Source organism: Thioalkalivibrio sp. AKL6 (assembly GCF_000376905.1).
GTDB lineage: Bacteria > Pseudomonadota > Gammaproteobacteria > Ectothiorhodospirales > Ectothiorhodospiraceae > Thioalkalivibrio > Thioalkalivibrio versutus.
In genome coordinates this window covers 197527-218697 of record NZ_AQXS01000011.1, presented here as the reverse complement: position 1 = coordinate 218697, position 21171 = coordinate 197527, and the positions used below count along the sequence as shown (strand labels likewise).

The 21171-nt window shown below is 68.3% G+C and carries 20 protein-coding genes; 12 read left to right on the top strand and 8 right to left on the bottom strand.

All coding sequences use genetic code 11. The features are described from left to right. The first annotated feature begins 21 nt into the window (after positions 1–21). Both D575_RS0111765 and D575_RS0111760 read left to right on the top strand, forming a co-directional pair. Positions 22–1254 (top strand): glycosyltransferase family 1 protein, encoded by a 1233-nt coding sequence (locus D575_RS0111765; protein WP_018146117.1) that lies wholly within the window; start codon positions 22–24, stop codon positions 1252–1254. Then, positions 1229–1759 carry a phosphatase PAP2 family protein gene (locus D575_RS0111760; RefSeq protein WP_026182144.1) on the top strand — a complete coding sequence of 177 codons (531 nt, stop codon included), beginning with the start codon at positions 1229–1231 and terminating at the stop codon, positions 1757–1759. Before D575_RS0111765 ends, D575_RS0111760 begins: the two co-directional genes overlap by 26 nt. 285 nt (positions 1760–2044) lie before the next feature. Here the strand turns inward: D575_RS0111760 and D575_RS0111755 are convergent, their stop codons facing one another. The 7 genes from D575_RS0111755 to D575_RS0111725 all read right to left on the bottom strand — a co-directional run bounded on the left by D575_RS0111755 (position 2045) and on the right by D575_RS0111725 (position 10312). Beyond that, the gene (locus tag D575_RS0111755) at positions 2045–2374 is read right to left on the bottom strand and encodes a hypothetical protein (protein WP_018146115.1); all 330 of its coding nucleotides are present in this window, start codon (positions 2372–2374) and stop codon (positions 2045–2047) included. A gap of 70 nt (positions 2375–2444) precedes the next feature. Then, a complete protein-coding gene (locus tag D575_RS0111750; protein WP_026182143.1) occupies positions 2445–3629 on the bottom strand; it encodes an alanine--glyoxylate aminotransferase family protein in 1185 nt (394 codons plus the stop codon). Between the two features lie 64 nt (positions 3630–3693). Further along, positions 3694–4959: a glycolate oxidase subunit GlcF gene (glcF, locus tag D575_RS0111745; RefSeq protein ID WP_018146113.1), complete on the bottom strand. Its 1266-nt coding sequence runs from the start codon at positions 4957–4959 to the stop codon at positions 3694–3696. A 4-nt stretch (positions 4960–4963) separates the two neighbouring features. Continuing rightward, positions 4964–6073, bottom strand: coding sequence for a glycolate oxidase subunit GlcE (glcE, locus tag D575_RS0111740; RefSeq protein ID WP_018146112.1), 1110 nt, complete (start codon positions 6071–6073; stop codon positions 4964–4966). Between the two features lie 22 nt (positions 6074–6095). Next, the gene (locus tag D575_RS0111735; protein ID WP_018146111.1) at positions 6096–6500 is read right to left on the bottom strand and encodes a DUF302 domain-containing protein; all 405 of its coding nucleotides are present in this window, start codon (positions 6498–6500) and stop codon (positions 6096–6098) included. Positions 6501–6528: 28 nt separating this feature from the next. Continuing rightward, positions 6529–9312, bottom strand: a complete 2784-nt coding sequence (locus D575_RS0111730; protein WP_018146110.1) for a TRAP transporter permease — start codon at positions 9310–9312, stop codon at positions 6529–6531. Then, complete coding sequence (locus D575_RS0111725) at positions 9305–10312, bottom strand: TAXI family TRAP transporter solute-binding subunit (protein ID WP_018146109.1); 1008 nt, start codon at positions 10310–10312, stop codon at positions 9305–9307. Before D575_RS0111725 ends, D575_RS0111730 begins: the two co-directional genes overlap by 8 nt. Before the next feature lie 147 nt (positions 10313–10459). Between D575_RS0111725 and D575_RS0111720 the strand changes: the two genes are divergently transcribed. The 10 genes from D575_RS0111720 (at position 10460) to D575_RS0111675 (ending at position 19454) form a co-directional block, all read left to right on the top strand. Next, positions 10460–11254 (top strand): transglutaminase family protein, encoded by a 795-nt coding sequence (locus tag D575_RS0111720; protein WP_018146108.1) that lies wholly within the window; start codon positions 10460–10462, stop codon positions 11252–11254. A gap of 280 nt (positions 11255–11534) precedes the next feature. Then, positions 11535–12794, top strand: coding sequence for a serine hydroxymethyltransferase (gene glyA, locus D575_RS0111715; protein WP_018146107.1), 1260 nt, complete (start codon positions 11535–11537; stop codon positions 12792–12794). Between the two features lie 33 nt (positions 12795–12827). Continuing rightward, positions 12828–13409, top strand: coding sequence for a transcriptional regulator NrdR (gene nrdR, locus D575_RS0111710; RefSeq protein ID WP_018146106.1), 582 nt, complete (start codon positions 12828–12830; stop codon positions 13407–13409). After that, positions 13409–14584 carry a bifunctional diaminohydroxyphosphoribosylaminopyrimidine deaminase/5-amino-6-(5-phosphoribosylamino)uracil reductase RibD gene (gene ribD, locus D575_RS0111705; RefSeq protein WP_018146105.1) on the top strand — a complete coding sequence of 392 codons (1176 nt, stop codon included), beginning with the start codon at positions 13409–13411 and terminating at the stop codon, positions 14582–14584. Before nrdR ends, ribD begins: the two co-directional genes overlap by 1 nt. A gap of 360 nt (positions 14585–14944) precedes the next feature. Next, entirely contained in the window at positions 14945–15628 is a 684-nt protein-coding gene (locus tag D575_RS0111700) for a riboflavin synthase (protein ID WP_018146104.1), read from the top strand. Positions 15629–15652: 24 nt separating this feature from the next. Then, positions 15653–16759, top strand: a complete 1107-nt coding sequence (gene ribBA, locus D575_RS0111695) for a bifunctional 3,4-dihydroxy-2-butanone-4-phosphate synthase/GTP cyclohydrolase II (RefSeq protein ID WP_018146103.1) — start codon at positions 15653–15655, stop codon at positions 16757–16759. Between the two features lie 77 nt (positions 16760–16836). After that, a complete protein-coding gene (ribE, locus tag D575_RS0111690; protein WP_018146102.1) occupies positions 16837–17316 on the top strand; it encodes a 6,7-dimethyl-8-ribityllumazine synthase in 480 nt (159 codons plus the stop codon). Positions 17317–17363: 47 nt separating this feature from the next. Then, positions 17364–17900 (top strand): transcription antitermination factor NusB, encoded by a 537-nt coding sequence (gene nusB / locus D575_RS0111685; RefSeq protein ID WP_018146101.1) that lies wholly within the window; start codon positions 17364–17366, stop codon positions 17898–17900. A 25-nt stretch (positions 17901–17925) separates the two neighbouring features. After that, positions 17926–18912 (top strand): thiamine-phosphate kinase, encoded by a 987-nt coding sequence (thiL, locus tag D575_RS0111680; protein ID WP_018146100.1) that lies wholly within the window; start codon positions 17926–17928, stop codon positions 18910–18912. A gap of 20 nt (positions 18913–18932) precedes the next feature. After that, entirely contained in the window at positions 18933–19454 is a 522-nt protein-coding gene (locus D575_RS0111675; protein ID WP_018146099.1) for a phosphatidylglycerophosphatase A, read from the top strand. Between the two features lie 454 nt (positions 19455–19908). Here D575_RS0111675 and codB read toward each other — a convergent pair whose 3' ends face one another. Continuing rightward, entirely contained in the window at positions 19909–21171 is a 1263-nt protein-coding gene (gene codB / locus D575_RS0111670; RefSeq protein WP_026182141.1) for a cytosine permease, read from the bottom strand.

Here is a 21171-nt window from a genome sequence, read left to right as displayed (position 1 = left end):
CGGGCGGGGAGGGGGTTCACCATGTCGTCGCCGCTACACACGGAATCCCGCCGCCCCTCCCGCCCATGTCTGAACCTGGCCCTGGTGACCGAGACCTGGCCACCGGAGGTCAATGGTGTGGCCCATACCCTCGCGCGCCTGGTTGAGGGGATGCGCAGCCGCGGCCATCGCGTGCAGGTGCTGCGTCCGTGCCAGCCGGGCGAATCGAAGGCCGTCGTCGTGGACCCGCTGGAGACGGACGGTTTAATGGAGGAGCGGCCATTGCCGGGGTTGCCGCTTCCGGGCTACAGCGGTTTGCGCATGGGATTGCCGGCTCGCCGGCGCTTGACGGCGCTGTGGACCGAACACCGGCCTGACGCCGTGTATGTCGCGACCGAAGGGCCGCTTGGCCACTCGGCCCTGCGCGCGGCACGGCGCCTCGGGATCCCCGTCGCCTCGGGGTTTCACACCCATTTCGATGGCTATGCCCGCTACTACGGCGTGGGCTGGCTGACGCCTCTGGTGCGGGCCGTCCTGCGCCGTTTCCACAATCGCTGCGACGTAACCCTGGCCCCCACGCAGGCACTGGCCACAAGCCTTGCAGGCCATGGCTTCGAGCGCGTGCGGGTGATGGCGCGCGGCGTGGATACCCGGCACTTCACGCCGGCACGGCGATCCTCGCGCCTGCGTCGGCAATGGGGGCCCGGGCCGGTGGTTCTGTCCGTCGGCCGACTGGCGCCAGAGAAGAATCTGGGTCTGGTGGTGGAGGCCTTTCGTGCGTTGCAGGAGCGCGTGCCCGAGGCCCGCCTGGTACTGGTAGGCGACGGACCCTCCCGTGTCGCGCTTGAGCGGGCACACCCGGACCTGATCTTTACCGGGCAGCAGGTGGGGCAGGCCCTGGCCCAGCACTACGCCAGCGCCGACCTGTTCCTGTTCCCATCCACCTCCGAGACCTTCGGCAACGTGGTGATCGAGGCCATGGCCAGCGGACTCCCGGTGCTGGCCTTCGATACCGCGGCGGCGCATGAGCACGTGATCAGCGGCGTGAGCGGCGCCCGGGTGCGCTTTACCGGAGACGTCACCATGGATGCGGCCGCTTTCCTCACGGTCGCTGCGGAACTCGCGCAGGCCCGGGAGGGATGGAGAGAGATGGGGCGCTACGCCCGGGCGTGCGCCCGGGGCCTTGATTGGGTCGAGGTGGTCGCCGAGTTCGAAACGGTTTGTCTGGAACCTCTAGGAGAGGCGCGCGATGCGAGTCCTGCACTGGATGGATGAGTTCGAGCTGGCGGTCTGCCAGCGGTTCAATCACTACAATCGCCGTCGCGCCGTCAGCGGGTTCTTCGGCTGGATCAGCCGCCTGGGCGATGGGGCCATCTGGTATGCGCTGATGCTTGCCCTGCCACTGATCCACGGGCCGCAGGCGGCCTGGGTCAGTCTGCAGATGGCGGTAGTGGGGCTGGCCTCGCTGCCGCTCTACAAGTGGCTGAAGCGGCGCACCAGCCGGCGTCGTCCCTGCCATCGTGGTCGTCCGTTCGCGCGCACCGTGGATCCGCTGGACGAGTTCAGTTTCCCCTCCGGCCATACCATGCACGCGGTGGGGTTTGCGGTAATCCTGGTGGCCTGGTTCCCGGTGTGGGCGTGGCTGGTCGTGCCGTTCGCGGTGCTGGTGGCCGCCTCGCGGCTGGTGCTGGCCCTGCACTACCCGAGCGATGTCGCCATGGGCGCCTTGATCGGCGCAACGGTGGCTGCGACCGTTCTTGGACTGGTCAGCCTGCTCTGACAGCCGAACCTGCGTCACCCACTTTGTCATCCCGGAAACCGCGCAGCGGTTATCCGGGATCTGGTTGAACGGCCGGGGGCGTTCCCGGAGATCCCGGCTCTCCGCTTCGCTGCGGCCGGGATGACGGGGAGAGGTTTGCTCCGGCCGGGGGGCGGTGACAGCTTCGCTCCGGCCGGGATGACGAGGAGGGTTTCACTCCGGCCGGGATGGCGGGGCATTCAGGCCTTTCCGGGGTGATGGCCCACGGAATGCCCCGCCGGCTGTGTCCGGGGGCAGGGCGCGGCGTCAGCCGCGCAGGGCGAGTGCTTCCTCGTTGTAGGCGGCGTCGATGGTGACGATGGTCTTTTCCACCAGGCGGAAGCCCTCGACCGGGGCGTCGTCGCCCATGTACTTCAGGCGGGTTGGGCCGATGGACTTGACCGCCTCGGCCCGTTCCATGGTGGCGTCCGGGCTGTCGGAACCGGCGCCGTTCATCAGGGCGACCAGGACCTCGGCCGCAATGGGGTTGCGGTGGTCTCCGCTGCGCGCCTTTTCCAGTGACGCGGCGGGGTCGCCGTCCAGGAACACGCCGTCCATGTGTTCGTCCAGATACTGCAGCAGTTGACTTAGCGTCATGGGGTAGGTCTCCCGTTGGGTCTCGAAGCGCCGCCATCGCCTGCGGGCGATGGCGGCGGCCGGTAATGGTTCAGCCTTGCTGCGCGTAGGTGGCGCGGGCGGCGGACAGCGCACGGCCAGGGGTGACCGCGCCCATGTCGGCCAGCACGGCCTCCAGCGCAGACAGGCACAGCAGCACGTTCTTCTCGTTGGCGCCATGGCCCATCAGGCCGATGCGCCAGACCTTGCCCGCGTACGGGCCGAGGCCCGCACCGATCTCCAGGCCGTAGCGGTTCAGTAGTTCGCCGCGCACCGCGGCCTCGTCGACGCCTTCCGGCACGTGAATGGTGTTCAGCTGCGGCAGACGATGCTCGGCGTCCACCAGGAAGCTCAGGCCCATGGCCTCGAGGCCGGCGCGCAGGGCATCGTGGTGACGGTTGTGGCGCGACCAACTGTTCTCCAGGCCCTCTTCGGCCAGGATCACCAGCGATTCGTGCAGGGCGTACAGGGCGTTGATCGGCGCGGTGTGGTGGTAGGCACGCTTGCCGCCGCCGCCCCAGTAGCCCATGACCAGGTTGAGGTCGAGGAACCAGCTCTGCACCTTGTGGCTGCGTGCCTGGATGCGTTCCACCGCGCGTTCGCTGAAGCTGACCGGCGACAGGCCCGGGGTGCAGGACAGGCACTTCTGCGAGCCGGAGTAGATCGCGTCCACGCCCCAATCGTCCACGTACAGCGGGCTGCCGGCGAGGCCGGTGACCGAGTCGACGATGCTCAGGCAGTCATGCTCGCGGGCCAGGCGGCACAGCGTCTCGACATCCGAGCGCGCCCCGGTGGAGGTCTCGGCGTGCACGAAGGCCAGGATTTTCGCGTCCGGGTTGCCCTTCAGCGCGTCCTCGACCTTCTCGGGGGAGACCGGGGCGCCCCAGTCGTCCTCGACCAGGACGGCGGTACCGCCGCAGCGCTCGACGTTCTCCTTCATCCGGGTGCCGAACACGCCGTTGATGCAGACGATGACCTTGTCACCCGGTTCGACCAGGTTCACGAAGCAGGTCTCCATGCCGGCGGAACCGGGGGCGGAGACCGGCAGGGTCAGGGCGTTGTTGGTCTGGAAGGCGTACTGCAGCAGGCCCTTCATCTCCTCCATCATGCCGACAAACACCGGGTCCAGATGGCCGATGATCGGGCGGCTCATCGCGGCGAGCACGCGCGGATTCACGTCGGAGGGGCCGGGGCCCATCAGGGTGCGCTGCGGGGGGAGAAAGGATTTTGCCTGCATGGATGCGTCTACCGGATTGGAAAAGGGGGAATCTAGAGTGCTGTCGGGGCTTGGGCAAGCGCCCCTACGCACCGGCGGGAGTTGCGCCGCAGTGGCGTTCGAGCAGTGTGAGCCAGTGCTCGACCGGCGTATCGGTCCCGTACTGCAGGTGCGTCTGGCAGCCGATGTTGGCGGTCACGATGCGCGCGGGGCCGCTGGCCTCGAGGTTGTCCAGCTTGCGCTGGCGCAGACGGCCCGCCATCGCCGGCTGGAGAATGGAATAGGTTCCGGCCGAGCCGCAGCACAGATGCGGCTCGGCGACCGGCACCAGGTGGAAGCCGGCGGCCTGCAGTAGCGGTTCCACGCGGCCGGCCAGGCCCTGGCCATGTTGCAGGGTGCAGGGGGCATGCCAGGCGACGGGCGGGTGATCTGCCGGCGCCCGGATGCCGAGGCTGCGGATGGTCTGGATATCGAACAGCTCGACCGGGTCGCGGACCTGCGCCGTGAAGCGGGCGGCGCGTGCGGCATACGTCGGGTCGTCGGCGAGGATGTGCGCGTAGTCGCGCAGCATCACGCCGCAGCCGCTGGCGGTGCTGACGACGGCGTCCACCCCGTTCGCAAGAATCGACTCCCAGGCGTCGAGGTTGGCCCGGACCCGCTCGCGGGTGCGCTCCGCGAACGCCAGGTGGTGTTCCACCGCGCCGCAGCAGCGGGCCTCGCCGGCCTCGACCACCTCGATGCCAAGGCGCCCGAGCAGGCCCCGGAGTGCGGCGTTGATGCGGGCATCGATCGCATCGTGCACGCAGCCGCCGAGCAGCAGCACGCGCCCGTGGGGAAAGCCCGCCGGAGTCACCGCGCCAATGTTGGTTGCACCGGCCCGGGCACCGTGGCGTGCGGGCACGCGGCGCTTCAGGGTGGCGGGCAGCAGTGGGCGGGCCAGGCGGCCGAGCCCCAGGGCTAGACGGAACGGCCAGCGCGCCGGCAGCGCGCGGACCAGCAGGGCGCGCAGCAGCCGGTCGCGCCAGCCGCGCGGGAGGTCTTCCTCGATCACCTCCCGGCCAAAGGCGACCAGGTGGTTGTAATCGACCCCGGAGGGGCAGGTGGTCATGCAGTTGAGACAGGTCAGGCAGCGGTCCAGGTGGGTGCGGGTGGTGGTATTGGCCTCGCCGCTCTCCAGGACCTGCTTGATCTGGTAGATGCGTCCGCGCGGGCCGTCCAGCTCGTCACCCTGTTCCTGATAGGTGGGACAAGTCGCGTTGCAGAAGCCACAGTGCACGCAGGCACGCAGGGCGTCTTCGGCGATGCGCGCCGCCGGATCATTCTCGAAGCGCGGGTGCAGGCGAGTTTCCATGGCTTCAGCTCGTCGGCACGGTGCGTGGATGAGGGGTGATCAGCGGGGCGAAGAACACGCCGTCAGGGTCCAGGGCGGCGCGGACCTCGCCCTCCAGGCGCGCATGGGCCGGTGCGCGGGGGTGCAGCCAGGCCGCCCCGGCCGGATCGCCGGACCACAGGCGGGCGTGTCCGCCCGCTTGCTCGGTGGCAGCGCGCACTGCGTCCGGGGTGGCCGTGGAGCGCAGCCAGCGCTCGCCGCCGCCCCAGTTGAGCAGCCATTCGCCGGGCAGATCCAGCGGCGGGGTGGCGGGCGGCAGGCTCAGACGCCACAGGCGCTCGCCGCGGGCCATGGGTCGGGTGAGGAACGGCAGGTGCCGATCGCGCAGTTGCGCCCAGAAGGTCGGGCCGTCGATATCCGGTGCTGCGCCCAGGCGTTCGGCGGCCTCCTGCACGGCCTCCTGGCCACCGCCCAGGCGGATGTGGCCGATACCGTCAGCCCAGGCCAGGCCCGAGAACGGCAGGGCGGTACGGCCCCAGTCGCGCGCCTGCTCGATGAAGGCCGCGGCGGAGCTCTCCTGGCGCAGCCAGGCCTGGTAGGCGGGGGCGGGCAGCAGCTTGAAGCTGACCTCCAGCAGCAGGCCCAGGCTGCCGAGGCTGCCGGCCATCAGCCGCGAGACGTCGAAGCCGGCGACGTTCTTCATCACTTCGCCGCCGAAGCGCAGGATCTCGCCGCGACCGTTGACGATGCGGGTGCCAAGCACGGCGTCGCGCAGGCTGGCGGTCCAGGGGCGGCGGGCACCGGACAGGCCCAGGGCCACCATGCCGCCCACGGTGCTGGACGGCGTGGGCATAGCCGGTTCGAAGGGCAGCATCATGCCCACTTCTTCCAGCGCGGCCTGCAGTTCCATCACCGGCGTGCCGGCGCGCACGGTCACCACCAGCTCGCTGGGTGCGAGGCTGACGATGCCGTGATGGCCGCTGGCCTCCAGTGGCTGGACATCCGGTTCGAAGCCCGTGGGGAAGGCACGCGCGCGTTGACTGCCGCCGCCAGCGATCGCCAGGCGGTGCCCGGCGGCGACGGCCGTGCGGATGCGCTCGGCCAGCCCGGCGGACTGGTCGGTTCCAGTATCCATGGTGTGCTCTCGAAGCCGGGGGCTAGCCGGTCTCGAGGGTCAGGCGCACGCGCTCCAGACGATGGCGTACCTCGCCGGCCAGGTCTTCGACACCGGGTTTGTCGACCAGCCCCATGACCGCGACCGGGTCCATGAAGCCGACCGTGCAGGTGCCGTTCTCGTTGTCCTGCACCAGCACGTTGCAGGGCAGCAGAAGGCCGATGTTGGGGTCGGCCTCGACGGCCTGGCGTGCAAGGTTCGGGTTGCAGGCGCCGAGGATGCGGTAGGGGCGATGCTCCAGATCCAGTTTCTTCTTGAAGGCCGCAGCGACGTCGATATCGCTGAGGATGCCGAAGCCCTCCTCGCCGAGGGCGGCCGTGGTCTGCGCGATCACGTCCTCGATGCCGCCCTTCACGATGACATTGAAGCCGTAGTTGGGTTGTTCCATTGCGGTGTACTCCGATTGCGGTTCGTGGTTACGCCGAAAGGGCGGGGGTGTCGGCGGAAGGGCCGCGCCCCGGCGGTTCCGCGCGTCGGCGCTGATTCCAGACTACCAGCAGTCCCAGCGCCAGGGCCGGAAGGTAGAACCAGTATGGGCTGGGGCGCTCGGTCGGCACCAGTACGCCGGTGATGGTCCAGCCACCCTCCAACCCTACTCGGCCGGCCGGGCTGCCGAAAGCGACCGTCTGGATCTGTGCCTTCTGGTCGTCCGGGTCGAAGCGCACGTCCAGCCCGGCGTCGGCCAGACGCTCGCGCGGGGCCAGGTCGGGGTCGCCCAGCGGGAACATCACCGTGCGGGTGATCTCGCGGCCCTCCAGGTCGATGCCGGTGGCCTCCAGGCGCAGCGAGTCGCGGTCCGGGATGGTCTCGACGACCTCGAGCAAGGTCTCCGCCGGCTGGTGCTGATAGGGAGCCGCGATGCGGTCCATCAGCACGGTCGGGACCAGCAGCACGAAGGCGACGACCATCAACGCGGCGGACTCCCAGTAGCGGCTGCGGGTCAGGAACCAGCCCTGGGTGGCCGCGGTAAAGGCGAGGATGCCGGCCAGCGAGCCGAGGAAGACCAGCGCCAGCTGGAACACGTTGTCCACCCCGATCAACAGCAACTGGCTGTTGAAGATGAAGAAGAACGGCAATGCGATGGTGCGCAGGCTGTAGGCGAAGGCCTGGATCCCGGTGCGAATCGGGTCGGCCTTGGCGATTGCCGCGCCGGCGAAGGAGGCCAGGCCCACCGGTGGCGTCACGTCGGCCATGATGCCGAAATAGAACACGAACAGGTGGGCCGCGATCAGCGGGATCAGGATGTCGTGCTGGGCCCCCAGATCGACGATGATCGGGGCCATCAGGGTCGCCACAATGATGTAGTTCGCGGTGGTCGGCAGGCCCAGGCCAAGGACCAGGCTGATCACTGCGGTTAGTACCAGCACCAGCAGCAGGTTGCCGCCGGACAGGGTATCCACCAGGTCGGTCAACACCAGCCCGACGCCGGTCATCGCGACCGTGCCGACGATGATCCCGGCCGCGGCAGTGGCCAGGCCGATACCGATCATGTTGCGCGCGCCGGTCTCGAAGCCCTGGAACAGTTCCCAGACTCCGACCCACGCGGCTTGCAGGAGACGCCCCTGGCGCCGGAACAGGGCCACCAGCGGGCGCTGGGTCAGCACGATGAAGATCATGAAGGCCACCGCCCAGAACGCCGCCAGCCCCGGCGACAGCCGCTCCACCACCAGTGCCCAGACCAGCACCACCAGCGGCAGCAGGTAGTGCAGCCCGCTCAGGACCGTGGGGGCGACCCGCGGCAGCGGGCGTTCGGTATCCAGGGCCTCAGGGTCCGGCTCGCGCGCGACGATCCAGACCAGTACCAGGTAGGTGGCGAACAACAGGCCGGCGATGATCCAGGCCGCGGCGTCGCCGGCGACGATCTTGATCCAGCCCAGTCCCCAGTACACCGCACCCGCCAGGATGATCAGGCTGGCCACGGTCAGGGTGAAGCTGATCAGGCGCCCGCGCCAGGTCGTCACGGTGGCGCGCTGGAGGCCCTCCATGCCGTTCTTGCAGGCCTCCAGATGGACGATGTAGATCAGCGCGATATAGGCGATCAGGGCCGGCAGGATGGCGTGCTTGAGCACCTCGACATAGGGGATGCCGACGTATTCGACCATCAGGAACGCGGCGGCGCCCATCACTGGCGGCATCAGCTGCCCGTTGACCGAGCTGGCGACCTCCACCGCGCCGGCCTTGTGCGGGGCGAAGCCGACCCGTTTCATCAGCGGAACCGTGAAGGTGCCGGTGGTGACCACGTTGGCGATCGACGAGCCCGAGACCACGCCGGTCATCCCGGAGGCCAGCACCGCGGCCTTGGCCGGGCCGCCACGCAGGTGCCCGAGCAGGGCGAAGGCGACGCGGATGAAGTAGTCACCGGCCCCGGCGCGCTCCAGCAGTGCGCCGAACAGCACGAACAGGAACACGAAGCTGGTGGAGACCCCCAGCGCGATGCCGAACACCCCCTCGTTGGACAGCCACTGCTGGGCCATCGCGCGCGGATAGCTGGCGCCGCGATGGGCGATCAGGTCCGGCATGAGGGGGCCGGCGAAGGTATAGAACAGGAAGATCGCGGCGATGATGGTCAGCGCCGGGCCGAGCACGCGGCGGGTCGCCTCCAGCAGCAGGATCAGACCGATCCCGGCCATGATCAGGTCCAGTTCGGTGGGGGCGCCGGGGCGCGCCGCCAGTGCCTCGTGGAACAGGTAGAGGTACAGGGCGCTGAAGGCCGCAACCGCGGCGAACACCCAGTCACCCAGCGGCACGCGATGCACGGGGTCGTTCCCGCGCAGCAGCGGCCAGGCCACGGCGACCAGGGCGATGCCGAGCGCCAGGTAGACCTCGCCCAGGCGTTCCAGGCCGAGGAACTGCCACAGCCCCAGTGCAATCAGGGCCAGCCCACCCAGGGCATACAGGATACCGATGGCGTGCTGCCAGCCCTTGCCGCGGGCGGTGGCGCGGACCGCCGGGAACAGCAGATAGCCGAGGAAGATCGCGAACGCCAGGTGGATGGAGCGAGCCTCGGTCTCGGAGACGACGAAGATGTCGACCCAGTCGGCGATCGGTGAGGCGATCCAGATCTGGAACAGCGACCAGGCGACGGCCGTGAGCCAGATCAGGGTGCGGGTCGCGCGGCCGGGGTGGCGGCCGCCGGTCTCCAGTTCGGCGACCTGGCGGTCCTCCGAAGTGGCGGGATCCTGTGCTCGGGTCTCAGTCATCGATCAGTCCTGCCTCGCGGAAGTAGCGCCGGGCACCGGGGTGCATGGGGGCGGACAGGCCCTCGTCGACCATGCTCTTGCGTTCGAGGCCGCTGAAGGCCGGGTGCAAGCCGCGGAAGGTCTCGAAGTTCTCGAACACGGCGCGGGTCAGCTCGTAGGCGGCGGTATTCGAGGTGCGGTCCGAGGTGACCAGGGTCGCGCCGACCCCGTAGGTGTGGATGTCCTCGTCCTGCCCCGGGTAGGTGTCGGCGGGGATCACGGCGGTGAGGTAGTAGGGGGTCGAGCGGATCAGCTCCTCGATGGCAGGGCCTTCGATGGACACCAGGCGGGCGTCGCAGGTGGCGATCGGCTCCTGGATTGCCGCAGAGGGGTGCCCCACCGAGAAAACGAAGGCGTCGATCCGGTTGTCGCACAGCGCCTGCGCCTGCTCGCGCGAGGGCAGCTCGCTGACGCGGCGGAAGGTGTCGTGGTCCCAGCCGAGCTTGGCCATCAGCTCTTCCATCAGGATGCGCTGGCCGGAGCCGGGATTGCCGATGTTCACCCGCTTGCCCGGCAGGTCGTCCAGACCCTGGATGTCCGCGTCCGGGCGGACCACCAGGGTCAGTGGCTCGGGGTGCAGGCTGAACATCGCCCGCAGGTGGTTGCCGGGTCCGAAGGCCTCGAAGCGGCCACTGCCGTGATAGGCGTGGTACTGGAGATCCGACTGGGCCACGCCGAAGTCCATGTCGCCGGAACGCACCATGTTCAGGTTGAATACCGAACCGCCGGTGCTCTCCGCGGTGCAGCGCATCCCGTGGCTGTCGCGGCGGGTGTTGAACAGCCGGCACAGGTGCTGGCCGGCGGGGTAGTACACGCCGGTGACGCCGCCGGTGCCGATGTTGATGAAGCGTTGTTCCGCCTGGGCCAGGGGTGCGAGCAGCAACAGGCCGAGGGCAAGCAGCCCAACGGTCAGGTGCCGGGTGCGGCGTCTCGCGGTGCGTTGGTCGGGTCGTCCTCGCATACGGGCTCCGGGGAACAGGCGATTTCGGAAGTGTAGGGAATCGCGGGCCAATGTACACGGTCGCAGCCGGCTGCCAGGCCCGTCTGCGTGTAGCCCCGCCGTCGGGCAGGGCGTAGTGTAGGAGGTTCACCCCAAGAGGCCCCGTTCATGTGGCTCGAGACCCGTTGTGACTTCGAGTTCGAGATCGTCGAACCCACGCCGTTTGTGCTGATGCTGCGACCGCGCAGTGGCCCGCTGCAATGGGTCGCGCGCGAGGAATATCGCCTGGTGCCGACGGCGCCGGTGTCCGAGTTCGTCGACATCTACGGCAACCTCTGCCAGCGCCTGATCGCGCCGCCGGGGACGTTCTCCATCCATACCGCGGCGGAGGTGCAGACGGCCGAGGCCCTCGACCGGGCCCCGGGCGCACCGTTTGTCGAGGTGCAGTCCCTGCCGGATGCCGTACTGAGTTATCTCCTGCCGAGCCGGTTTTGCGAATCGGATCGCTTCAACCTGATGGCGACCGAAATCACTGCCGGCCAGTGGCTGGGTTACGACCAGGTGGCGGCCATCGAGCAGTGGCTGCGCGAGCGCATCGAATATCTCCCGGGGACCAGCGATATCCCGATCTCGGCCGCGGAGGTGAATCAGCGCGGGAGCGGGGTGTGTCGCGACCTGGCGCATCTCGGGATTGCACTGTGCCGCAGTCTCAGTATCCCGGCGCGCATGGTGGTCGGGTATCTGCACGGCCTGCAGCCGATGGACATGCATGCCTGGTTCGAGGCCTTCGTCGGGGGGCGCTGGTACACCTTTGATGCGACCCAGGCCGAGTTGCGGGGTGGCTACGTGGTCGTAGGCTATGGCCGTGATGCGGCCGATGTGGCGGTCTACAACCAGTTCGGCCTGCCGGTATACCCGACCCGCCACGACGTCGACGTCCGTCGAATCGAAGGGCCGAACTAAGGCGTTGGAGCAAGCGCACGCGGCCCGTTTTCCGGATGAGCGGAAGGGGTTTGTGCCTCTGGTCTTCCCGGGGTGGGGCCGGGCACCAAAGTGCCTGATCGGATTTGCGAAACACCGGTCTTGGAAGGGGGCTCGGTGGTCCGCAGCGGCCGTGTCGGGAGACGTCCGGCCTGAAAAGAAGGGCCGGATGGCGTATGATTGGCGGCCTTTTTGCGGCAGCGCCCCAAGTAGCTGGCGCGCCGAAATCCGCTGAATCCAACGCTTTGAACGGGAGACCCGAATGTTTTCGATCGACATGAGTATCCACGGCTACGACGACGACCTCTGGAATGCCATCCGCGACGAGTCGCAGCGTCAGGAAGAGCACATCGAGCTGATCGCGTCGGAAAACTACACCAGCCCGCGCGTGATGGAAGCGCAGGGTTCGGTGCTGACCAACAAGTACGCCGAGGGCTACCCGGGCAAGCGCTACTATGGCGGTTGCGAGCACGTCGATGTGGTTGAGCAGCTGGCGATCGATCGCCTCAAGCAGCTCTACGGTGCCGACTACGCCAACGTGCAGCCGCATTCCGGCTCCCAGGCCAACGCCGCGGTGTACATGGCCCTGCTGCAGCCGCATGACACCGTCCTGGGCATGAGCCTGGACGCCGGCGGCCACCTGACCCACGGTGCCAAGCCGAACTTCTCCGGCAAGATCTACAACGCGGTGCAGTACGGCATCACCGACGAGGGCCTGATCGACTACGACGAGGTCCAGCGCCTGGCCACCGAGAACCAGCCGAAGATGATCGTCGCCGGCTTCTCCGCCTATTCGCGCGTGGTCGACTGGAAGCGCTTCCGCGAGATCGCCGATTCGGTGGGCGCGTACCTGATGGTGGACATGGCCCACGTCTCCGGCCTGATCGCCGCTGGCGAATACCCGAACCCGATCGACCACGCTCACGTGGTCACCTCCACCACGCACAAGTCCCTGCGCGGGCCGCGTGGCGGCTTCATCATCTCCAAGGGCCAGCCGGAACTGAACAAGAAGTTCCAGTCGCTGATCTTCCCGGGCACCCAGGGTGGTCCGCTGATGCACGTGATCGCCGGCAAGGCGGTGGCGTTCAAGGAGGCCCTGGAGCCGGAATTCAAGACCTACCAGAAGCAGGTGATCGCCAACGCCCGCGCGATGGCCGAGGTGCTGGTGGAGCGTGGCTTCGATATCGTCTCCGGCGGTACCGACAACCACCTGTTCCTGCTGAGCCTGGTCGCCAAGGGCATGACCGGCAAGGCCGCGGATGCCGCGCTGGGCCGTGCCAACATCACGGTCAACAAGAACGCCGTGCCGAACGATCCGCAGTCCCCGTTCGTGACCTCCGGCATTCGCATCGGCACCGCCGCGCTGACCACTCGCGGCTTCACCGAGTCCGAGTCCCGCGAGCTGGCCGGCTGGATCGCCGACGTGCTGGATGATCACGAGAACGAGCAGGTGATCGACGCGACCCGCGAGAAGGTCCTCGAGATCTGCCGTCGCTTCCCGGTGTACGGTCACGGCGAATAACCACCGCCAGTTGGCCGGCTGACGGGGCCCGGGATGCGCTGTCCGTCCTGTCATGATCAGGACACCCGCGTGGTCGATTCGCGGGTGGCCGGCCCGGAGCAGGAACAGATCCGGCGCCGGCGGCAGTGCCGTGCCTGTGGTGCGCGCTTTACCACCTTCGAGCGGGCGGAGTTCAGCCTGCCGCGGGTGGTCAAGCGTTCCGGTGAACGGGTCGCCTTCGACGAGGAAAAGCTGCGCAGCGGTCTGCGCCGGGCACTGCACAAGCGCCCGGTCAAGACCGATGATGTCGAGCGGGTGATCGACGACATCAAGCGCCAGCTTTCGGCCGTCACGGCCCCCGAGGTCAAGTCCGACCGCATCGGCGAAATGGTGCTGGCGGCCTTGCACGGGCTGGACCATGTGGCCTATATCCGTTTTGCCTCTATCTATCTCAGCTTCGCCAGTGTGCAGTCCTTCCGTGAGGCGATCGAACGGCTGGAGGATGACCTCAGCCCGGAGATGCGCCGTTCGCAGATGCGCCTGATCGACGAGGAGGCGACCGGAAACGCCCCGGAATCCGCGGCGGACGGGCGGGCCACCCCGGCGACGGACGGCGGCTCGCAGGAGGGGATGTAATGGAAGCGCCGACGACCGAGCAGGTCATTGCCGACCGCCGGCACATGGCGCGCGCCCTGAAACTGGCGGACTACGGCCGCTTCACCGCGGATCCGAATCCGCGGGTGGGCTGCGTCATCGTGCGCGACGGCCGGGAGGTAGGCGCGGGCCTGCACTGGAAGGCCGGCGAGGTGCATGCCGAGGTGAACGCGCTGCAAGCGGCCGGTGAGGCCGTGCAAGGCGCGACCGCCTACGTGACCCTGGAGCCCTGCAGTCATCAGGGCCGCACCCCGCCGTGTACCGATGCGCTGATCCGGGCGGGCGTCGCGCGGGTCGTGATCGCGATGCTGGATCCGAACCCACAGGTATGCGGGGGCGGGATCGATGCCTTGCAGGCGGCCGGTATCCGGGTCGACAGCGGCGTGCTGGAGGCCGAGGCACGGGCGCTGAACCCCGGCTTCGTGCAGCGCATGGAGCAGGGGCGCCCCTGGGTGCGGGTCAAGCTGGCTGCGAGCCTGGACGGGCGGACGGCCATGGCCTCCGGCGAGTCGCAGTGGATCACCGGCGAGGCGGCGCGGCGCGACGTGCAACTGTGGCGGGCGCGGGCCGGGGCGATCGTCACCGGCAGTGGCACCGTGGTCGGCGATGACCCGCGCCTGAATGTGCGCATGAAGCCGTTTGATCTGGCTGCCCACGCCGGCTTCCCGGATGACTCGCGGTATCACGATCTGCCGACCCGGCAGCCACTGCGCGTCATCCTTGATGCGCGCCTGCGCACGCCCCCGGGCTCGCAGATCCTGCGTGACGGGCCGGTCTGGATCCTCACCAGTCCCGATGTGGTGGGCTCGCCTGCGGCGGATACCCTGCGCGGCAAGGGTGCCGAGGTGCGGGCCGTGCCGCTGGCGGAGGAATCTGCCGAGGGCGGACTTGATCTGGGTGCGGTGCTTACGGAGCTGGGACGGGCAGAGGTCAACGAGCTCCACGTGGAATCCGGACCCGGCCTGGCCGGTGCGCTCGCCCGCGGTGGCTGGGTCGACGAGTGGCTGATCTACCAGGCGCCGTTGCTGATGGGCTCCAGCGCCCGTCCCCTGGTGGAGTGGCCACTGGCCCGCATGGCCGAACGCGCCGAACTCGAAGTCATCGACACCCGCTGGGTCGGCGATACCCTGCGCCTGCTTGCCCGTCCGCGTTCGTAAGGGCTTGTTTGCATCACGAAGCGCACGGCGACAGGAAGAGCGGGCAGGGCAAGTAGCAAGAGCGATCGACAGGAAGACGGGGAGGATGATGGAGCTCGAGGCGCGGGAATCCAACGCCTCGGCGCTGGATAAACCATAGGGCCCCCTGTTCGGCTTCGTTCCAAGGCCTTCCGATCTGCAATCGCCATTGACCTGCTTCGTGTCTTCGTGGGCTTCGTGATGGCCCTTGAAGGACTTGCGAGGACAGGCGTTGCCACTATAAACGCCCGGGTCGTGGTGCGAATTCATTAGCGTTTCCCTATGATGGGGCGCCTGTGGCCCGGCATTGTGCTCCGGACCCGACCGAACGAGTGGACACCCATGTTTACCGGAATCATCGAGACCCTTGGCAGCCTGGAGCGCCTCACCCCCAGCGGGGGCGATGTGCGCTTGCACGTCAATGCGACCGGGATGGACCTGTCGGATACCCGCCTGGGGGATTCCATCGCGGTCAATGGGGTCTGCCTGACGGTGACCGATCTGCCGGGTAAGGGCTTTGCCGCCGATGTCTCGCGGGAGTCGCTGGATGTCACCACGCTGGGCCATCTCGGTCCGGGGGATCGGGTGAATCTCGAACGCGCGCTGGCGCTGGGTGATCGCCTGGGCGGGCACATGGTGTCCGGGCATGTCGACGGTGTGGGCGAAGTCGTGGCGATGGAGCCGGACGCGCGCTCCACCCGCGTGCGTTTTCGCGCGCCGGCCCCGCTGGCCCGCTACATCGCGGCCAAGGGCTCGATCACCATCGACGGCACCAGCCTGACGGTGAACCGGGTGGACGGCGCCGAGTTCGAGGTGAACATCATCCCGCATACCTGGTCGCTGACCCGGTTCGCCGTGTACGCGGTGGGCACACCGGTCAACCTGGAGGTGGACCTGATCGCCCGCTATCTGGAACGCTTGATGCTGGGCGATCGCGCGGCCGAGCCGGGCGGGCAGGCGGGCGATCTGTCCGAGGCCTGGCTGGCCGAGCAGGGCTTTCCCAATCACTCCGGTTCGCGCGACTAACTGCGCGGCCGAAAGCAGGAATCTATGGAATTTTCCAATACCGAAACCATCCTGGAAGAGCTTCAGGCCGGACGCATGGTGGTCATCGTCGATGACGAGGACCGCGAGAACGAAGGCGATCTGCTGATGCTCGCCTCGCACGCGCGCCCGGAAGACATCAACTTCATGGCCAAGTACGGGCGGGGGCTGATCTGCCTGACGCTGACCCGCGAGCGCTGCAAGCAGCTGGCGCTGCCGTTGATGGTGACCGACACCAACGACGTGCACGGCACCAACTTCACGCTGTCGATCGAGGCGGCCGAGGGCGTGACCACCGGCATCTCCGCCTACGATCGCGCGCACACCATCCGCACCGCCGTGGCGCCCAATGCGACGCCCGAGGACATCGTCCAGCCGGGCCACGTGTTCCCGCTGATGGCGCAGCCGGGCGGGGTGATCGTGCGCGCCGGGCATACCGAGGCCGGCTGTGATCTCGCGCGCCTGGCCGGGGCCGAGCCGGCCGCGGTGATCGTCGAGATCCTGAACGAGGACGGCAGCATGGCGCGGCGTTCGGATCTCGAACGCTTCTGCGCCGAGCATGACCTGAAGATGGGCACCATCGAGGATCTGATCCGCTATCGCATCGAGAACGAGAAGACGGTCCGGCGGGTGTCCGAGCGTCCGTTCCCGACCGAGCATGGCGAGTTTCGCCTGCTGGCGTTCGAGGACGAAGTGGACCACGAACTGCATTTTGCCCTGGTGCGTGGCGAGCCGAAGCCGGACCAGGACACCCTGGTGCGCGTGCATCTGGAGAGCACGTTGTGCGATACCCTCGGCTATGCCGGTCCGGATCGTGGCTGGCCGCTGGATGATGCCCTGCGCCGGATCGACGAGGCGGGCGCGGGCGTGGTGGTGGTGCTGCGCAAGCACGAGAGTGGCGACGCCCTGGCCCAGCGGCTGGAGAATATCGGTCAGCCCGCGCCGGAGGAACGCAGCGGGCGCGAGAACTCCGCCGAATGGCGCATGTACGGGATCGGTGCACAGATTCTCGCCGACTGCGGTGTCGGACGCATGAAGCTGATGTCCGCGCCGAAGCGCTTCCACGGCCTCGGGGGCTTCGGCCTGGAGGTGGTGGACTACGTCCACGAGTAGACCGATGGCGGTGCTACACTAGCGCCATTCGAAAACGGGGCCCGCGGGTCCTTCATCAGCCCAACCGGAAGTTCATCATGTCCGAGATCAAGACCCTGGAAGGCGTATTCACCGACGCCGCCGACCATCGCTATGGCCTGCTGCTGGCGCGCTTCAACAGCCTGATCGTCGAACGCCTGCTGGAAGGGGCCGTGGATACCCTGAAGCGTCACGGGGTGCAGGAGACGAACCTGACCATCGCCCGTGTGCCGGGTGCCTATGAACTGCCGCTGGCGGCGCAGGCCATGGCGCGTTCCGGGCAGTACGATGGCGTGATCGCCCTGGGCTGCGTGATTCGTGGTTCAACGCCGCATTTCGATTACGTCGCGGGCGAGGCGGCCAAGGGCCTGGCCCAGGTGCAGATGGCGGAGGACCTGCCGATCAGCTTCGGCGTGCTGACCACCGACTCCATCGAGCAGGCGATCGAGCGCGCCGGCACCAAGGCCGGCAACAAGGGCGCCGATGCCGCCATGGGCGCGATCGAGATGGTCAGCCTGATGCGCCAGCTGCGCCGCTGATCCCGCACTGCCACCCAGTGTTATCCGTCCACCCGAACAGGCTTGCCGTGACTGAACCCTCTGATCCCCGCCCCGAAGGTGGTGCCCCGCGCAAGGATGCCGATGCCGGCAAGTCCGCTCGGGCCCGGCGTCCGCGCAGCACGCCCGAGCAGCGGGCGCGGCATGCGCGTTCCTTCGCGCGCCGGCGCGCGATGCAGGCGCTATATTCCTGGCAGATCACGGGCGCCCACCCGAAGGATATCCTGGCCGAGTTCCGCGACGACGAGGAACACGCCAAGGCGGATGCCGAGTACTTCCGCGAACTCCTGATCGGCGTGACCGGCGACCGCGAGGCCCTGGATGCCCGCATGGAGCCGTACCTCGGCCGCCCGCTGGATCAGCTCGATCCGGTGGAGCACGCCCTGCTGTGGTTGGGCCAATGGGAGTTGGCCGAACGCATGGAGGTGCCCTACCGCGTAGTGATCAACGAGGCCGTCGATCTGGCCAAGCGCTATGGTGCCGAGCAGTCGCATCGCTACATCAACGGCGTGCTGGACCGGCTCTCCGCCGACCTGCGCGGCCCCGAGCGCTCCACCCCGCGCTGACCCCGGGCGGGTCAGCACCACGGCCATGCCCGGCCCCGATTCCGAATTCGATCTGATCCAGCGCTATTTCGGCACGCCGAGCGCAGGCGCGGTTGCCGATGGCGTGCGTCTGGGCATCGGAGACGATGCCGCCCTGCTGGCCGTGCGTAGTGGCCACGAGCTGGCCGTGACCGTCGACACGCTGGTCGAGGGCACCCACTTCTTTCCTGACCACCCGCCGGCAAGCGTCGGCCACAAGGCCCTGGCCTCCAATCTCAGTGACCTGGCCGCGATGGGGGCCGAGCCGTTGGGCGCGGTGCTGTCGCTGACCCTGCCGCGTGTGGATCATGACTGGCTGGCGGGCTTCAGCCACGGCTTTCTGACCCTGGCCGAGGAGGTCGGGATCCCGCTGGTGGGCGGGGATACCAACCGGGGTCCGCTGGCGATCAGCGTGACGGTCCTGGGCGAGGTGCCCGTCGGCCAGGCCCTGCGCCGCGACGGTGCACGGCCTGGCGATCGCCTGGTGGTTTCCGGTGCGCTGGGCGGAGCGGCCTGCGGTTTGGCCCACGAGACGCAGCGGCGTGCAGAGGGGAGTCCCGTAGACGCCTCGAGCCCCGCCTGCGCCCGGCTGTTCTGGCCCGCGGCGCGTCTGAGTCTGGGCCGTGGTCTGCGCAACCGCGCACGGGCCGCCATCGATATCTCCGACGGCCTGCTGGCGGACCTGGGCCATCTGTGTGCCGCCTCGGGTTGCGGTGCGCGAGTCGACTGGCCCGCCGTCCCGCGCGACCCGCTGCTGGCGGAGGTGTCCGAGCAGCAGGCTCGCTCCTGCGCACTGGGCGGTGGCGAGGACTACGAGCTGCTGTTCGCCCTCCCGCCGGGGGAGTCGCTGGACCTGCTCGCGTTCAGCGTGGACGTCCCGCTGACTGTGATCGGCGAGTGCACCGAGGGTGCGGGTGTGGTGGTGGAGGACGCAAACGGGCAACGGCTGGACGTGGCGCGGGCGGGCCACGATCATTTCGCGAACACAGAATAAAGAATAGGGACAGGGGAGCCATGTCGGAGCAGAAGATCCGTAATCCGAAGATGCCATCGGTGAAGACCGTGTTCGGCGATCCCATTCACCTGTTGGCGTTCGGCTTCGGCAGTGGCCTGTCGCGCTGGGCACCGGGCACCACCGGCTCGCTGGGTGCACTGGTGCTGTACTTCGCGATCATGAATTTCCCGGAGTGGGCCTACCTTGCGATCACCGTGGTCGTGGTGATGGCCGGCTTCCACATCTGTGGCGAAAGTGCGCGCAAGCTGGGAGTGCACGATCATCCCGGCATCGTGTGGGATGAATGGGCCGGCATGCTCATCACGCTGGCGTTTGCCCCGGCGGGGCTGATGTGGGTGGTCGTTGGCTTCCTGCTGTTCCGGGTGTTCGATATCCTCAAGCCCTGGCCGGCGAACTACTTTGATGAAAAGTGGCACGACGGCCACGGGATCATGATGGACGACGTCGTGGCGGGCCTGTACGCGGGGTTCGCGCTGGTGATCCTGGGTGGGCTGTTCCAACAGCTGGTGGTCGAGGCTTAGGGGACGCTGAACCGTGTTTCCCTGGACGTGATGGACTTGGCAGAGTCACAGGCTGCCGGGAACCATGGGCACGCGCGGCCGCCTCAGGGGCAGGCAACGACGCAAGGAGTGAATGGCATGCAGTCCCTCTTTCGTTCCCTGACGCAGGTTGCGGTCATGGGCGCCGTTCTGGCGTTCGGTGGCGCGCAGGCTCAGCCGTCGGGCGGGCCGCCGCCCGGGTCTCCGGGCGCCAGTGGCGACACGCCCGCGGCGGGCAATTGGCCGCCCGGGCATGGTGGGACCCCGCCGGGGCAGCGGCGCGGCGACTCGCGCCCCGATCAGCGCCTGGATCTCCCGCGGGCGCCCGGTTCATCCTCGGCGCCGACTCCTGACGATCCGCCGCTGCCGGACCCGTCCGACCCTCCGAAACTGCCGACGCCACCGGCACCGAACCTGCCAGGGCTTTGATCAGGCTCTAATCCGCACTTCCCTGGCGCGGGCGCCACGCGGCGGGTGAGGCGGGAGCCATCAGGACGGCGTAGGCAGCCGTTGCCACGATCACGCCCAGCAGAGGAGGTACCACGGGTGCGTAGTACGCCGCGGCGGATCCTGCCGCGTACGCCAGCAGGCCGGGCCAGTGGAACCCGGGCAGACGGGCCGAGCCCAGGCGGGGGTATTGCCCGCGATGGCGCAGCCAGAAGTCGGCGACGATCACGCCGCCGAGCGGCGGGATGAAGGTCCCCAGCAGGATCAGGAACGGCACCAGATAGTCATGCATCCCGGCGACCGCGAGGGCCGTGCCGATCGCGGCCCCGAGCACGGTGACCAGTCGCCGGCGCTGGGTGCGCAGCAGATTGCAGCCGGCCACGCCGAAGTTGTAGATGGTGTTGTCCTGGGTGCTCCAGATGTTCAGCAGAAGCATCAGTACCGTGATCGTCACGAAACCCTGGGCCAGCATGACGTGGACGATGTCGGCCTCGTGGTAGATCAGGGCGCCGAGCGCGCCGGTCAGGACCATTAGTCCGTTTCCCAGCACGAAGGCCGCCAGGGTCGCGATGACCGCAATGCGCGGGGTGCGGGCGAAGCGGGTCCAGTTGGTGGCGAGGGTTGCACCGCCCACAAAGGTGCCGATCACGATGGTCAGGGCGGCGTGGAAATCCATCTCCGTGCGCGGGTCCTGACCAAGCAGGCCCCCGGGGCCGCCGGCGTCGCCGATCCCGATGAATAGCGTGAACAGGATGAACAGGAGCATGACCGGTACCGCGACGCGGGAAAGCCAGTCGAGACCGCGATAGCCGATCATCGCGGTGATGCAGAAGGCGAACCCGAACAGCACCATCAGCCCGACTTCCATTGGTTCCGGCAGTGCGGTGGTCTCGACCAGGATGATCGCGACGGTGGCCGTGCCCCAGGCGTACCAGCCGATCTGGGTGAACGCGAGGATGACGTCGGAGAGTTTGCTGCCCCATTCCCCGAAGCAGAAACGCCCCATCAGGACCGTGTGCAGTCCGCTCTTGCAGCCGATGTAGGCGAGCGTGGCCGCGTAGGCCCCCAGTAGCAGGTTGCCCAGTGCGATCACCAGCATTAGCTCGCCGAAGCTGAAGGCCAGGCCCAGCGACCCGCCGGCCCACAGGGTCGAGGTAAAGAAGGTGAACCCGAACAGCACCACGGTCATCGACCAGAAGCCCTTGCGGGCATGGTCCGGCACTTCGCTCAGGGGGTGGTCGTTGTGATTCAC

Bases quoted from the DNA above. Each gene is read 5' to 3' on its own strand.
- ribE (WP_018146102.1), top strand. From the start codon at position 16,837: ATGTCCGAGATCAAGACCCTGGAAGGCGTATTCACCGACGCCGCCGAC.
- thiL (WP_018146100.1), top strand. From the start codon at position 17,926: ATGCCCGGCCCCGATTCCGAATTCGATCTGATCCAGCGCTATTTCGGC.
- D575_RS0111700 (WP_018146104.1), top strand. From the start codon at position 14,945: ATGTTTACCGGAATCATCGAGACCCTTGGCAGCCTGGAGCGCCTCACC.
- ribD (WP_018146105.1), top strand. From the start codon at position 13,409: ATGGAAGCGCCGACGACCGAGCAGGTCATTGCCGACCGCCGGCACATG.
- D575_RS0111750 (WP_026182143.1), bottom strand. From the start codon at position 3,629: ATGCAGGCAAAATCCTTTCTCCCCCCGCAGCGCACCCTGATGGGCCCC.
- D575_RS0111720 (WP_018146108.1), top strand. From the start codon at position 10,460: ATGTGGCTCGAGACCCGTTGTGACTTCGAGTTCGAGATCGTCGAACCC.
- glcE (WP_018146112.1), bottom strand. From the start codon at position 6,073: ATGGATACTGGAACCGACCAGTCCGCCGGGCTGGCCGAGCGCATCCGC.
- D575_RS0111760 (WP_026182144.1), top strand. From the start codon at position 1,229: ATGCGAGTCCTGCACTGGATGGATGAGTTCGAGCTGGCGGTCTGCCAG.
- ribBA (WP_018146103.1), top strand. From the start codon at position 15,653: ATGGAATTTTCCAATACCGAAACCATCCTGGAAGAGCTTCAGGCCGGA.
- D575_RS0111730 (WP_018146110.1), bottom strand. From the start codon at position 9,312: ATGACTGAGACCCGAGCACAGGATCCCGCCACTTCGGAGGACCGCCAG.
- D575_RS0111765 (WP_018146117.1), top strand. From the start codon at position 22: ATGTCGTCGCCGCTACACACGGAATCCCGCCGCCCCTCCCGCCCATGT.
- glcF (WP_018146113.1), bottom strand. From the start codon at position 4,959: ATGGAAACTCGCCTGCACCCGCGCTTCGAGAATGATCCGGCGGCGCGC.
- nrdR (WP_018146106.1), top strand. From the start codon at position 12,828: ATGCGCTGTCCGTCCTGTCATGATCAGGACACCCGCGTGGTCGATTCG.
- glyA (WP_018146107.1), top strand. From the start codon at position 11,535: ATGTTTTCGATCGACATGAGTATCCACGGCTACGACGACGACCTCTGG.
- D575_RS0111725 (WP_018146109.1), bottom strand. From the start codon at position 10,312: ATGCGAGGACGACCCGACCAACGCACCGCGAGACGCCGCACCCGGCAC.
- D575_RS0111675 (WP_018146099.1), top strand. From the start codon at position 18,933: ATGTCGGAGCAGAAGATCCGTAATCCGAAGATGCCATCGGTGAAGACC.
- D575_RS0111755 (WP_018146115.1), bottom strand. From the start codon at position 2,374: ATGACGCTAAGTCAACTGCTGCAGTATCTGGACGAACACATGGACGGC.
- D575_RS0111735 (WP_018146111.1), bottom strand. From the start codon at position 6,500: ATGGAACAACCCAACTACGGCTTCAATGTCATCGTGAAGGGCGGCATC.